This window comes from Desulfovibrio sp. An276, from assembly GCF_002159665.1.
GTDB classification, from domain to species: domain Bacteria; phylum Desulfobacterota; class Desulfovibrionia; order Desulfovibrionales; family Desulfovibrionaceae; genus Desulfovibrio; species Desulfovibrio faecigallinarum.
On record NZ_NFJC01000011.1, the window covers coordinates 1 to 13,738 of the forward strand.

The 13,738-nt window shown below is 59.1% G+C and carries 12 protein-coding genes and 1 pseudogene; 3 read left to right on the forward strand and 10 right to left on the reverse strand.

The annotated features are described in order from the left end of the window. The 6 genes and pseudogenes from B5F76_RS15110 to B5F76_RS06205 form a co-directional block, all read right to left on the reverse strand. On the reverse strand, positions 1-196 hold a 196-nt coding region (locus tag B5F76_RS15110; RefSeq protein WP_204218342.1), incomplete at its 3' end, for a hypothetical protein. 83 nt (positions 197-279) lie between these two features. After that, a complete protein-coding gene (tilS, locus tag B5F76_RS06185) occupies positions 280-1,398 on the reverse strand; it encodes a tRNA lysidine(34) synthetase TilS (RefSeq protein ID WP_162608721.1) in 1,119 nt (372 codons plus the stop codon). Then, on the reverse strand, positions 1,388-1,714 hold the full coding sequence (locus tag B5F76_RS06190) for a hypothetical protein (RefSeq protein WP_087352393.1): 327 nt from the start codon (positions 1,712-1,714) through the stop codon (positions 1,388-1,390). Before B5F76_RS06190 ends, tilS begins: the two co-directional genes overlap by 11 nt. A gap of 233 nt (positions 1,715-1,947) precedes the next feature. After that, positions 1,948-3,201: pseudogene (gene hemA / locus B5F76_RS06195) on the reverse strand (glutamyl-tRNA reductase); the annotation flags it as partial. A gap of 11 nt (positions 3,202-3,212) precedes the next feature. Next, positions 3,213-4,043, reverse strand: a complete 831-nt coding sequence (locus tag B5F76_RS06200) for a cytochrome C assembly family protein (RefSeq protein ID WP_087352397.1) — start codon at positions 4,041-4,043, stop codon at positions 3,213-3,215. A 15-nt stretch (positions 4,044-4,058) separates the two neighbouring features. Then, a complete protein-coding gene (locus B5F76_RS06205; RefSeq protein WP_087352399.1) occupies positions 4,059-4,787 on the reverse strand; it encodes a precorrin-2 dehydrogenase/sirohydrochlorin ferrochelatase family protein in 729 nt (242 codons plus the stop codon). A 532-nt stretch (positions 4,788-5,319) separates the two neighbouring features. Here B5F76_RS06205 and B5F76_RS06215 point away from each other — a divergent pair. The 3 genes from B5F76_RS06215 to B5F76_RS06225 all read left to right on the forward strand — a co-directional run bounded on the left by B5F76_RS06215 (position 5,320) and on the right by B5F76_RS06225 (position 7,914). Beyond that, entirely contained in the window at positions 5,320-6,354 is a 1,035-nt protein-coding gene (locus tag B5F76_RS06215) for a methionine ABC transporter ATP-binding protein (protein ID WP_087352403.1), read from the forward strand. Continuing rightward, on the forward strand, positions 6,347-7,009 hold the full coding sequence (locus B5F76_RS06220; RefSeq protein WP_087352405.1) for a methionine ABC transporter permease: 663 nt from the start codon (positions 6,347-6,349) through the stop codon (positions 7,007-7,009). Before B5F76_RS06215 ends, B5F76_RS06220 begins: the two co-directional genes overlap by 8 nt. A 110-nt stretch (positions 7,010-7,119) precedes the next feature. Then, the gene (locus tag B5F76_RS06225) at positions 7,120-7,914 is read left to right on the forward strand and encodes a MetQ/NlpA family ABC transporter substrate-binding protein (RefSeq protein WP_087352407.1); all 795 of its coding nucleotides are present in this window, start codon (positions 7,120-7,122) and stop codon (positions 7,912-7,914) included. A gap of 87 nt (positions 7,915-8,001) precedes the next feature. Here B5F76_RS06225 and B5F76_RS06230 read toward each other — a convergent pair whose 3' ends face one another. From B5F76_RS06230 to B5F76_RS06245, 4 genes are all read right to left on the reverse strand, one after another. Next, positions 8,002-9,180: an MGDG synthase family glycosyltransferase gene (locus B5F76_RS06230; RefSeq protein ID WP_087352409.1), complete on the reverse strand. Its 1,179-nt coding sequence runs from the start codon at positions 9,178-9,180 to the stop codon at positions 8,002-8,004. 9 nt (positions 9,181-9,189) lie between these two features. After that, the gene (locus tag B5F76_RS06235) at positions 9,190-10,116 is read right to left on the reverse strand and encodes a UDP-2,3-diacylglucosamine diphosphatase (protein WP_087352411.1); all 927 of its coding nucleotides are present in this window, start codon (positions 10,114-10,116) and stop codon (positions 9,190-9,192) included. 249 nt (positions 10,117-10,365) lie between these two features. After that, complete coding sequence (locus B5F76_RS06240) at positions 10,366-12,177, reverse strand: lysophospholipid acyltransferase family protein (protein ID WP_087352413.1); 1,812 nt, start codon at positions 12,175-12,177, stop codon at positions 10,366-10,368. 400 nt (positions 12,178-12,577) lie between these two features. Then, the gene (locus B5F76_RS06245) at positions 12,578-13,534 is read right to left on the reverse strand and encodes a hypothetical protein (protein WP_087352415.1); all 957 of its coding nucleotides are present in this window, start codon (positions 13,532-13,534) and stop codon (positions 12,578-12,580) included. Positions 13,535-13,738 lie beyond the last annotated feature (204 nt).

A 13,738-nucleotide genomic window follows, 5' to 3' on the forward strand; every position in this document is an offset into this window, starting at 1 on the left:
GTGTGGTTGTTTCCAAAATGGAAATAACCACTTTTACGTCCAGGCTGTGCCGGAATGCATCTCGTTTGGCTGCACCTGATTCTGGATGTTGCAGGGCCTTCCTCTGTGTTGCCAGCATGGCTTCACAAAGAAGGCCTTTTGTTTTGTCAGGGATGATAACGTGTTGCGTGGTTATTTCCCAAATGGAAATAACCACTTTTTCGTCCAGGCTGTGCAGGGATGCACCTTGTTTGGATGCACCTGGATTGGGTGCACTTTGGTCTGGGTGCACCCGGGCGTTCAGGCACTGGCCGTTTTGCGTGTCCCCTGTCCGCTCTTTTTTCCCTGCAGAATAATTTCCTTCCCGGTCAGGATCAGGGAAATTCCGCCCGGCAGCTGAAACGTCCTTGGCCTCTGGGCTTTTCGCAGGGCCTGATCTATCCCGAAGAGCGTCCCGGACCTCGCCTGTCCGGCAACACCTTCCCTGTTCATCCTGTGTACAAGCTTCAAGTACAGGCGCAGGCTGAGGCTTGGGGCAAGTCCCTTCACTGCCTTTTCCGGCAGCGCCATGGTCACTGTTCCGCAGTTTTCCTCAAGCCTGCACAGGGCAAGCACAGGGGCAAGCTGCTCCTCAAAAAACGCTGCATCCTCCCTTGCGAGCAGGGCAAGGCCTTGCAGGGACTTTGGAAGTCCCGGATTCTCCCTTTCAAGCAGGGGCAGGATCGTGTGGCGTACCCTGTTGCGCAGATAGCGCGTGTCCTGATTGCTCGGATCCTCGCAGTGGGGGATGCCAAGTTCCAGCAAAAAGCTTCGCAGCTCCCCTGGCTCCACAAAGAGCAGTGGGCGCAGGATGTGCCGCTCCTCATCTTTTTGCGCCATGCCGCCAAGCCCTGGCCAGCCTGTGCCGCGACAAAGGCGCATCACAATGTCCTCGGCAAGATCTTTTGCGTGGTGGGCAAGGACCATGTAGCGAGCACTTACTCTCTTTCGCGCTTCCTCAAGGGCCGCGTAGCGCGCCTTGCGTGCCCTCTCCTCGATGCCTGCGCCATCCTTTGGAAACGTCAGGGCGCACGTCTCGCAGGGGATGTCCAAAAGCTCCCCCAGCGCCTGCACAAAACGAATCTCGGCAGCGCTTTCCGGGCGCAGGCCGTGGTCGCAGGCAAGCATGCCAAGCTTTAAGGGAAAGCGCTCCCGCAAAAGTGCGCACAAGGAAGCCAGGGCAACAGAGTCTGCTCCGCCGGACACTGCGAGAAGGAGCCTCTCCCCACGCCGTACCCCCAGTTCCTCAAGGCTCTTTTGCAAGGCAAGTGCAAGCCTTGCACAGGCGGAAGGAGCTTCGTGCAGGGAGGGAAAATGCTCTGGCAAATCCCTGCCCGAGGGTGTGTTCACCCCCGGGTTTTGCCCTGCGCTAGAAGGCAATATCGAGCTCCTGCAGGATGTTGTGCAGGCTTTGCATGAGCGCAGCCGTCTGTTTTGCGTCCGCCATGGCTATGCACTCGCAGCGCAGGGCGTTGCGTGCGCGCACCAAAAGTTCCATGCGCAGCGTGGTTCCGTCCACGTCCAGGGCCGCCACGTGGGGGCCGCAGGCAGCGTGCCTTTCCTGCACAGGCGAAAGAAGCGGGCAGGGCAGCCAGTACAGATGCTCTATACCTGCCCCCATGCCCCTGTCTGCCAGATACTGCTCAAGTTTTGCGACATCTCCTTCGCGCAACTCGCTTATGACGTACTCACGCATGGCATTCCTCCGTCCGTACAGGACTTGCTGTCTGTGCTTCTTGTGTCGTTCTCGGAGCACTGTCTGCTCTTCGCCTCTTCCATGGCTGCGTCCAAATCCCTTGTCACCTCGGCGTTCCTTGCAGCTGCCCTGGCAGCGCCGGGACAGGTGAAGGAGGGAACAGCTGCCTGAGCCCTTTTCTCCTGCTCCGCCTGTTCGTGGTGGGAGAGGGCAAAGCGGCTCTGGCTGTGGCCGTCGAGGTTGAAGACCTGCTGTATGGTTAGGATATTGCGGCTTGCATTGGCGCTGTCCCCTTCCTTCAGGTAGGAGATGGGCGCGTGCAGAAATTTCTTGACCAGGGCCTGGCCCATGCATTCAAGGGCCTCGCGCACTGCCTCATCGTCTGTGCCAAGGCGGCGCATGGTGCGCGCCACCTCATCGTCTATGGTTTCCTGGCCTATGTGCACAAGCTGCTTGATGATGGGCTGAACACTCAATTTCTCCACCCAGGAGTGGAAGTTCTGCATCTCCTCTTCCACTATGGCCTGGGCCTTGATGGCCTCGCTGCGCCTGGCAGCCAGGTTCTCCTCGACAACTTCCTTCAGATCGTCGATGTCGTAGAGGTAGATGTTGTCCAGGCTGTTCACATCCGGATCCACGTCCCTCGGCACTGCGATGTCGATGAAGAACATGGGCCTGTTGCGCCTGGCCTTCAGGACTGCCTTTATGTCGTTTGCGTGGATGATGGCCTCTGGAGCACCCGTGGAGGTGATGACAATGTCCACTTCGCGCAGGGCCTCGCAGAGCTTTTCGAAGGGCACTGCCCTGCCGTTGTAGAAGCGGGCAAGATCCTCGGCCCTGGAATAGGTCCTGTTGCTCACGAGGATTTCGGAGATGCCGTTTTGCACAAGGTGGGTTGCGGCAAGCTCTGCCATTTCGCCAGCGCCTACCAGCATGGCCTTGTGGTTTTCCATGGTGCCGAAGATGCGCTTTGCAAGCTCCACTGCCGCGTAGCTGATGGACACTGCAGAGGAGGCCACTGCCGTTTCCGTGCGCACGCGCTTTGCCACGCTGAAGGCCTTGTGCAGAAGGTGGTTCAGGATGACACCTGTGGCGTGGCTTGCTGCGGCCTTCCTGTAGGCGTCCTTGAGCTGGCCCAGGATCTGGGGCTCGCCAAGGACCATGGAGTCCAGGCTCGAGGCAACCGAGAAGAGGTGCCGCACAGCATCGTCGTTGTGGTAGGTGTAGACGTAGGGCTCGAGATCCCTGGGGGAGGCGTTCCTGGCGCTGGCCCACAGCTCAAGCATGCGGGATCTGACGTCCCCTGTGCCCATGGCGAGCAGTTCCACCCTGTTGCAGGTGGAGAGGATGAGCGCCTCCTGGATGGGGCCGCCCAGGGGCAGTGCCCATTCCTCGGGAGAGGTGTGGTTCACGAGAGCAAAGCGTTCGCGCACATTCACCTGGGCCGTGCGGTGGTTCAGACCAACAAGTACAATTTCACAATCCACGGTATCCCCCTCTAGATGCGCACAAAGGCATGGTGGCTGTTCATGAACAGGTTGACGACAACAATGGAGAAGAGGCTCAAGGCAAAGATGGCCACCATGAGCCTTGCGGGCTTGCGCCCGCGCCAACCCTGGGCGATTCTCTTGTAGAAGAGGAAGGCAAAGCACACCCAGATGAGGATGCTGATGATTTCCTTGGGGTCGCCGTTCATGGTGCTGCCGTAGACGGGCTTGGCGTAGAAAAGCCCGCAGACAATGCCAATGGTGAAGAGCGGAAAGCCTGCCAGTGTGCCCCAGTTGTTGATGGAGTCAAGAATGTTGAGGGCCGGGATGTCGGAGAGAACGCGCGGCAAGTGCCTTTTGTTCTTCAGGCGCGTGTCGAGATAGAGGAAGAGCAGGCCTGACACAAAGCTGATGGCTATGAGCGCAAGGGAGATGTAGAGCGCGCCCACGTGCAGGGCATAGAAGGGCGCGGCAAGGCCCTTTGGTACTGCCACCACCATCTCGAGCTGCCTTGCCGAGATGCCGAAGAGGATGAGGGCAAGGAGGGAGCCGAAGAGCAGGGGGATTTCCTGATGGACCACAACCCACAGCACAAGACCGCAGAGCATGAGAAACCAGGCGAGCATCTGCAGATAGGCGCCGACCGAGAGTCCGCCAGCTGCCTGGGTGTGGAAGCCCATGAACAGGATGACTGTCTGCAAAATGAAGCCGCAGGCCGCAACGCTGGCAGCAAGTGCGCGCAATGTCCTGTTCTTGACCATCATGCCCACAAGGCCTGCCACGCCGGCAAAAGCGTAGAGCACAAGTGTCATGAGAGTGGATATTTCGGGTGTGATAAGCATTGAAACCTCGTTGGGCTATGCATCCTGATTGTGACTTTCAGGCTGCCCCGGGCCGGTGGAATCTACAAGGGCAAGGGCCCGCTCATGAAGAGAGGGGGGCAGGAGGGAGACAAGAATGTGGCCTGCCTTCCCTGTGTCATTGCTGGCAAGGGCCTGCTCGAGGCCGCTTGCAGCGAGGGCGCGGAAAAGCTTGGCATTCTGGTCGGAGGGAAGGTTTTGGGCAAGGATCAGGGGGCGAAGGTCGCCCATGAGCTGTGCCATGGCTTCCTTTGGCTCAAGAAAGGCGCAAAGCTCCTCCTTCCAGCGCCGTGCAAGAGCAGGGCTTGCCCTTTCCGTGGAAAGGGCTGCTGCAAGGGAGGGCGTGCGCGCAACTGCAGGAACATGGAAGGATCCGAGCGACGGGTTGTCCGCGCAGTTGCACAGGATGTGGCGCTCGCGGCAAAGGCTTGCCAGGTGTGCGTTGAGCTCATGATCGCTTCCCGCAAGGAAGACAAGATTCATGCCATCCAAATCCGCATCGTGAGGGTTTCTCTGGCTGAAGGAACAGGAGACATGCTCCTGCCTTGCCCTTTCGAGAAGCCGTTTCCCTTCCGCGGACGGAGGGAAGGGATCCACGATGTGTACGTGGCCTGGCCTGCAGGGAAGAAGCATGGCGAGCTTGCGCATGCCCACCCGGCCAAAACCGGCGATGAGGATATGCTGCTCCTCAAGGCTCAAAAATATGGGGTAGCTTGGGACGTGCATGCCTTCTCCTTGTCTGAAAATCCTGGTCCCTTCATGCCCCGAAACTCGGGAGATGTTAAGGGGACCGGGGCGAAGTATGCCCTATTGGCGTCTGATTTGCAAAGAGGAAGTCTTGCTGAAACCGGGGAGTCTACCAATTGAGAATGACCGACCTTTCCCTGCTTTCCGGCTTTTGCGGGACAGGGACTTTTGGGGATTTTGCCTGTCCTTTGGGGCTCTGTTTGCGGTCTAGTGGTTGTATGCGCAACTGGAGTTTTTTCTCCCAAATTGCTCGTGGTGTGCTCAGGGCAAAAAAAAGAGACGCTCCAGATTCGCCTCTCGTACTCCGTCAGATTTCGCGCCTTTTTTCCGCCCTTGTTTCCCTCGCCTGTCCATGGTACAAGGATAAACTCGTTTTGCAGGCTTTTTTGAGGGCCTGCGGGATACAAACGTGCCGCTCACGGCCAAGCCAGGCTTTCCGGGGCGCACGATACTTCCTTTCACTTGCGCCTTGCGGGCAAAGATCCGGGAGGCGACGGAGTCAATTTTCGGCATGAGCGAACAGACGAAAGACAACACATCCACTTCTCCCATCATTGTCATCGAGAATCTGGGCAAGAAGTTCATGCAGGGCAAGACAGAGGTGCATGCCCTGCGCGATATCAATCTGACTATTGAGCGGGGGGAGATCTACGGCATCATTGGCCGCAGCGGTGCCGGCAAGAGCACGCTTGTTCGCTGCATCAACATGCTGGAGCCCCCAACGGAAGGCCGCGTCCTCTTCGAAGGCCGGGACGTGACAAAACTTTCCAAGAGCGAGCTCAACATTGTGCGCAGATCCATGGGCATGATCTTCCAGCAGTTCAATCTGCTCATGCAGCGCACTGCCCTGGACAACGTGACCTTTCCCCTGGAGCTTGCCGGCATGAAGCGCGACGCTGCCAAAAAGCGCGGCCTTGAAATGCTGGAGCTCGTGGGCCTAGCCAACAGGGCCAATGCCTATCCTGCCCAGCTCTCGGGCGGCCAGAAGCAGCGCGTAGCCATTGCCCGCGCCCTTGCCCCAAATCCCAAGGCCCTCTTGTGCGACGAGGCAACCTCAGCCCTTGACCCCGAGACAACGGACTCCATCCTGAACCTCATCCGCCAGATCAACCGCGACATGGGCATTACGGCCGTGGTCATCACCCACGAAATGGATGTCATCGAAAAGATCTGTCACAAGGTCGCCATCATCAGCAAGGGTGTTATCGCCGAGACAGGGCGCGTCAACCAGGTCTTCTTCCATCCCCAGTCGGACATTGCCCGCAGACTGGTTGTGCCCGAGGCTCTGCATCCGGACAAGATGACCGAAGATCGCCTCTACCGCCTCATCTTCGATGGCCAGTCGAGCTACGAGCCTGTCCTTGCGAACCTTGTCCTTGCCTGCGGCCAGCCAGTCAACGTCATGTACGCGAGCACCAGGGACATTGGCGGCCTTGCCTTTGGCCAGATGGTGCTGAAACTGCCCGAGGATCCCGAAGCCAGACAGAAGATCCTGGACTACGCTGCAGAAAACCTGATCTACATGGAGGAATTCACCCGTGTTTAACGAGGCGCTTGTGGATCTCTTGTGGGAAGGGACCCTGGACACGCTCTACATGACCCTGGTCTCCACCTTCTTTTCCTATGTCTTCGGCATGATCATGGCCATGGTACTGGTCATCACCCGCGGGGACGGCATCCACCCCATGCCCGTGGTCTACCGCGTCCTCGACGTGGTGGTGAATCTGACAAGATCCTTTCCCTTCCTCATCCTCATGATTGCCGTGATACCCTTCACTCGCTTCCTTGTGGGCACAACCATAGGCAACAACGCCACAGTCGTGCCCCTGGTCATTGCCGCAGCACCCTTTGTGGCAAGGCTCATTGAGCAGTCCCTGCTTGAGGTGGACAAGGGCGTCATCGAGGCTGCCCAGTCCATGGGCGCCAGCACCTGGCAGATCATGTACAAGGTCTACATCCCCGAGGCCAGGCCAAGCCTTGTGAACGGCTCGGCCATTGCGGCCACCACCATCCTCGGCTATTCCGCCATGTCCGGCGCTGTTGGCGGCGGCGGTCTTGGCAAGCTCGCCATCATGTACGGCTACAACCGCTACCAGACGGACATCATGTTCGCGACAGTCGTTTTGCTCATCATCGTAGTCCAGCTTCTGCAAAGCTTTGGCGACTGGGCAACACGCAAGTCGGACAAGAGGAACGGCTAATCCTGCGAATCCCAAACGACATCAAACACCCCTTGCAGAGCCCGAGGCTCGGGCCCTTGGGGGGACATATACCGGGCGCCCACGCGCCCCTTTCCTTAGGGGGAAACATCATGCGCAAACTTCTCTTTGCCCTTGCCGCCCTGTGCCTTGGCCTGGCTGTGGGTACCTCTGCCGAAGCTGCAGACAAAACCATACGCGTCGGCGCCTCGCCTACGCCCCATGCCGAAATCCTGCGCGCCTGCGAGCCTATCCTGAAAGAGCAGGGCTATACCCTGGAAATCGTCGAATACGCGGACTACGTGCAGCCCAACGTGGCCCTGGAAAGCGGCGAGCTTGACGCCAACTACTTCCAGCACAAGCCCTACCTCGACGACTTCAACGCCCAGAAGGGCACGCACCTTGTGCCCATTGCCTTCGTGCACTACGAGCCCTTCGGCATCTACGCCGGCCGCACCAAGTCCCTGAAGGACCTCAAGAAGGGTGCCATTGTCTCTGTTCCCAACGACACCACCAACGAGGCCCGCGGCCTGCTCCTGCTCCAGGCAAACGGCCTTATCAAGCTGAAGAACACCAGCCTCTCCGCGACCAGGCTCGACATCGTGGAAAATCCCCTGAAGCTCAAGATCGAGGAGCTCGAGGCTGCCCAGCTTGTGCGCTCCCTGCCTGACGTGGACATTGCCACCATCAACGGCAACTACGCCCTGCTCGGCGGCCTGAACGCTGCCGACGCCCTGGCTGTGGAAGCTTCCGATTCCGAGGCTGCCAATGCCTATGCCAACGTCCTTGTGGTGCGCAAGGGCGACGAGCAGCGTCCCGAACTGGTGGCCCTTGCCAAGGCCCTCAAGAGCGATGCTGTGAAGGACTACATGATCAAGACCTACAAGGGCGCTGTCCTGCCCAAGTAGTTGCGCCGCAACCAAAGTCGAAAAGGCCCGATTCGGCCCAGTGTGGGCCGGATCGGGCCTTCTCGTTTTGGGGGAAGGGAAAAGGCTTCAGCCCATGCGCAGGACCCTGGCAAAGGGAGAAGCCTTTGCGCAGCTTGCCATGGGACTTTTGGTTGCGCGCACCGCAAGCTCGCCTATGTCCCTTGCGGCATTGGGCCTTGCAAGGTTTTTGCAGGCCATGCGCATGCGTTCAAGGCGCGATGGCTCGCAGGCAAGCGCGTGCAGACTGCTGCCAAGGCTTCCCTTCGCAAAGCAGGCAAGGCCTGCCCCTGCCTCTTCGAGAATGCGAGCGTTTTGCACCTCGTGCAGGGGGATGGGAGCCACAAAAAGCATGGGAATATGCTGCACAAGGCCCTCGGTCACTGTGATGCCGCCGGGCTTTGTGATCATGAGGTCGCAGGCCCGCATGAGGGCTGCCACATCCCGCACAAACCCGTGGGGAACGAGAGTGATGTTTTGTGCCTTCGGGGGATTGCGCTCAAGCTGCCTGCAAAGACCTGTGTTTCTGCCTGTCACAAGGTGCACCGTGCAGGAGACTCCGCACTGGTCCATCTCGGAAAGCATGTTCAGGCACTCCCCATGGCGCAGGGAGCTTGCCATGAAGAGCACCGAGAGTGTGCCCTTCTTGTCTGTCCTTTCTGCGTCTGCCTGGCAATTGCCTCTTTTTTCAGCGCAAAAATCCCTGCGCACGGGTATGCCGCTCAAATGTATCCTGCTTCTTTCCACGCCAAGGGATGCCAGTTTTTCCACAGCCCTTTGCGAGGCCACATGGTAGAGATCCACGTCCGGGTCGAACCAGAAGCCGTGCACGTCGTAGTCGGTCACGCACACATGGATACTGCCGTGGTAGAGGCTCTTTCTGCGCAGCCTGCACATGAGGGCAACAGGCAGAAAGTGGGTGCAAAGGACTGTGTTTACCCCGTTGTCCCGCACAAGGGAGAACACTTCCTGCACGGCAGCACAGGTCGCTTCCTCGCTGAAGTTGACAAGACGGCTTTGGGTGCAGGGGTGATCCGTGAGGGCAAAGACCATGTGCACGAACCAGCGCATGTACTTGGCGCTGAACTCGTAGCCTCTGCCGTAGAGTGTGCGAAAAAGAGGGGAGCCAAAGCTCAGGATGTCCGCGACAAGGGCCTGTGCCGTATCGGGCATGGCATCTGCTATGGCCCTTGCCACAGAGCGGTGGCCGCTTCCGGCCGAGGCGTGGAGGATGAGAACTCTGTCCATTGCTCTTTGCTAGGCCTCCCTGGGACAGGGCTGGGCAGCCTTTTCCTTGCGGGCCTCAACATGCGCCTCGACCTGCGAGCCTATCTGCGAACCAATCTGTGCACCTAGTTGCGCGCCTATCTGGGCAACCAGGGAGGAGGCGTTTTGCAGGCTTGCCTGGCCGGCTTCGAGGGCCTTGTCTGCCTGCTCCCAGGCCTGCCCCCAGAGTCTCAGCTGGAAGGACCCATCCATGGTCTCAAGCAGGGCGTGGCAGGGCCCTGTCCAGTAGCCGCAGTTGGCGTAGAGCATGCCGTCGCATTCCTGCAGGGAAGCCAGGTGGGTGTGTCCGCAGATGGCGCCGTCGAGCCCAAGGCGCCTGGCCTCGGCAAGGATGGCGTTGCGGGAATCGCTCAAAAAGTCCGTGAACCATGTCTGCCAGCGCAACACCCTGGCTTCGGTGCGGGCTGGGCTTAAGATACGCCCCGAGGTGGCTGCGCTGATGCGGCTCAGGATATTGCGGCCGACCTCGTAGCACAGGGTAGCTGCACAGGTGAGGGTGCGGGATTTGAGGGCAGCGTCGTAGGCGTCGCCGTGCTCTACGAGGTAGCGCTTGCCGTTGGCTGCAGTGTGGATGGCGCGCCTGCAGACATGCATGCCGGCAAAGGCCTGGCGAAAGACCGCGTAGTAGGGCTGACCCTCGTCCAGGAAGGCGTCGTGGTTGCCGACAAGGTAGTAGACGTCCCTGGTCCTTGAGATTTCTAAAAGCCTCTCCCAGACCAGAAGCTGGTTTCTGCTCAGCCTGTGGCCGCGGCGAAGGTGCCAGTTGTCCAGGACATCTCCTGCCAGATAGAGTTTCTCGAAGGTCACGTTTTCCAGGAAATTCAAGAGATTCCTGGCCCTGCACCAGGGGGAACCCAGGTGCAGATCGGAGAGAAAGACCGAGCGGTAGCAATCCACGGCAGTGCCTCCTGCAGCTCAAGCTTGGTATGGGGGCAAGCATTTTCCCCCAGGATGACAGGTTCCTTTTGTCTTGTGTGCAAAATAGCGGTCACTCTTTGCGGACAGGTTGAGAAGAGATGGAGAAGGGATGAAGAAGAGGTGAAGATCCTGTGACCGACAACGCCCTGTACCGGGGCGAAAAAAAGGGCCGGATCTTCCCCGGCTTGTCCTCGGGAAGGTCCGGCCCCTGGCCAGAGGAAGTTTCTCTCAGGCAGCCATGCGTGCGAGGTAGTCCTTTGCTGCCTCATCGCCCATGTAGCGGCGAAGCTTTGCCCTGGGGGCCTTCGGCAGATCCACGAAGAGGAAGGCGTCGAGGGAGTTGAAGTCCTTGTCCTCGTGGAAGGCCGCTATCTTTCCGTTGAGCTGCAGGTAGTGCCTGAAGAGCACCGGGATGCCGCGGCCCATGTCCAGGCCGCGTACTATCCTGTCCACGCAGCGGAAGTCTATTTCCCCTCGCTCTATGGCAGCAAGAATCATGGCCCTTGCCCTGTCCGGCTTGCCGAAGGAGGGGGTGTTGCGGCCCTGGATGTGGCCTTCAAGGCTTTCGGATGCGTACTGGCTTGCGAGCAGGGTGGTGACAAGCTCAAGGCTTGCATTTGATGCCGCAAGGCTCAGGCTGGCTGGGCCGAAGAGGTGGCGCAGGTTGTGCCTGTAGATGAAGGTGGCTATGCCCTTCCACAAAAGGAGCAGGGGGTAGAAGTCGCGCTGGTAGGGGGCTGTGACAAGTGCCCTGCCAAGTTCAAGCCCTTCCCTGCCACAGGTTGCGAGAAAGTTCTCGTCCATCTGGAAGAGGGTTGAGCTGTAGAGGCCCTGCACGCCCTGCGTTTCAAGGATTTCCCCGACTTTCCCCAGACGGTAGGCGCCTGCAATGGCCCTGTCCTTTGAGTTCCAGAGCAGCAGGTGGTAGTAGTGGGGATCATATTCGTCGAGGTCGCGCTCCTTTCCGCTCCCCTCGTCGCAGGGTCTGAAGGTCTCCTCGCGGGCTATGCCTATTTCCGAAAGCAGAAATTCCTGCTCGCTTCCCTTGAAGACATGGACCGCGTAGTCGCCCTGGCTTGCGAGAAGGCTCGATTCAGGCAGGGCCTTCAGGGCCCGTTCCACTGCGGCAGATTCGGCGTGGGGAGCTATGGGCTTTTCGTATGTCCTTGTCTTGCCTCCCTGAACGTTATCCTTCAGGGCGTAGCAGCTCATGCGCAGACAGGCGTTGCGCAGCCTCTGCGAGGGCAGGAAGGCCAGGGTCTCGGCGTCCATGGGGCTTCCCGTACGCACCGTGACTGTCGAGCCCCTCTTGTTCAGGAGCTGTCTTGGGAGAAGGAATGTGCGAAGGGCAGGGTTCACAAGGCCAGCCAGATTGAAGGCAAGGGAGTTTCTGCCCTCAAAGAAAATGGGCACAACCTGCGCCTTGCTTTTTTCGCTCAAGCGCAGTGCTGTGGTGTGCCAGCGGGGATCGCATACCCCCTGCCCCCTTTGCCAGTGGGAGACAGTCCCTGCAGGAAAGACAACGACTGCCCCGCCCTTTTCAAGGTGGCGCAGCGAGGCGCGCAGGCCGGGGAGATTGTTGGCAGCACCTGCGCCTTCGGCAACGTCGATGGGCACAAGGCGCTCTGCAAGCACCTTAAGCTCCGCAAGGGAGGCCATGCGGTCCAGAATGTTGTTGGCAAGGATGCGCACATCGGGGCGCGCTTTTGCAAGATGCGCCATGAGGACCAGGCCTTCCAGCATGCCAAAGGGGTGGTTGGAGACAAGGAGCAGGGGGCCTTCCTTGGGGATGGCGGAGAAGTCGGCCTCGACTGTGATGTCCAGGGCCTGGAGTGTCCTTTGGGCCAGTTCCTCTGCTCTCAGGCTGTCCTGAACCTGGCAGTATATCTCGCCCAGGGCATTCAGGCCGAGCAGCCCTGAAGCAAGCTGGGCAACCGGCGCCGGCAGGGAGACATTGCTTGCCTCGAACAGGGCAGCCACAAGGCGCTGACCACCCTCAAGGGACAGGGAAAGGGGAAGGGCAGAGACCTGCTGCGACATGACGTCCTCCTCATGCTGACCGTATGTCTGATGGTTTTCTGACGGTCCGCATACTCCTGGGCGCAAGCGACAGACTGATGGCGCAAGCTTCACAATTCCCGGTATTTCCCGTGGCAAATGTGTTGTCTCGCGTGACACTTTTGTGAAGATCGATCGGTTGTTGGAGGCTGCCTTTCGTTCGCAGGCCTCCGCCCTGCACGTGCCGCATACTTTTGTGTACACGCCAGTTGGGACAACGAAGTTTGTTTACAAAAAACGCCCGTTTTTTGTAAACAAAGCCGAATTTTTTCCTTTGACCCAACTGGGGTGTACACAACATCTGACTTTGAGCAAGAGAAAAGGCCCCGCCTGTCCCTTGTGGGAAAGGCGGGGCCTTGAGCATGTCCTGTATCTGGAATAGCTAGAAAACGAAGCCTGTCGCACAGGTATAGAGGTAGTGTGATGCGCCCAGGGCCAGGAAGAAGCAGACGATAAGGTAGGGCTTCATGCGCATGGGAAGCTCAGCCCTCTTGGTCAGCCAAAGGACAAGGCAGATAACGAGGGGCAAAAGGACGCGCACTGTGGGCTCGACAAGGGCCATGGGGGCCACGGGTGTCGCAGCTCCAAGGAGAGGACGGATGTCCATCCAGGCAGTTCCGGCAAGCACAAGTGTTACCAGGGGCCAGAAGACAAGGCCCCAAGAGGCGCACCACTTGACCAGTGCGTTGTAGTAGTCACGGCCGTAGTCTTCCTTCTGGCGGCGCACGAAAATCCAGCAGATGGCTGCAAGCGGCGGCACGGCAAGCCCCAGGGGCAGGATGAGCGCAAGGGCGGCTATCTGCGGCGAAGGCACCTGGGAGAAGTTGTAGATGTCGTTTAAGGAGAGCTGGGCCGCGTTGGGAAGCTCTGCAGCTGCCATGAGGCGGATTGCGCCCATGAGGGCAAAGAGGGCGAAAAGGCCGTTGATGCCGGAAAAATAGGCCAGGAAGGCGTGCCCTATCTTGTGGTTCGCAAGGGGCTTCCACACGGCAAAATGTATGCTCGAGGCAATGACTGCAAAGCCGAACACACCCCAGCTCAGTTCGACCACCACTGCAAGAAAGGACTGGGGAACATAGCCCTCGGACTGGACGAAGAGCCAGACGCGGCTGCCGATGAGCAGTGTCCAGCCAAGGACAAGGCCTGCCGTGGCGAGCTGTTTTGCAGCCCTGTCGAACAGGGCTCTGCCGCTGCGCGCGCCCTTGATTTCGAGCGAGCCCACCATGAAGCCGAAGGTCGCGTAGGCGAACAGAAAGAGCATGGGGAGCGCCACTGTTATGAAGGGCACAAGCACCTGCAGGACGGGGTTTGAGCCGAAGAGTATCTCAAATTTGTCCATAGAATTCTCAATCCTTGCATTTTCAGCAAACAAGGGGCATTTGGGGAGTGTTTGCCGCAGGGGCCTTTTTGCCCCAAAAGGCAGGGCAAGGCAAGTGTTCTCTTTTGGCCCGGGCCTTTGAGCCGGGTGCATGGCCCGGTATGTGCTTTTGGGTGCGGGGAAGGTCTGCAAGAACTTGAAGGAGAACTTGAAGATTTTTTGGGA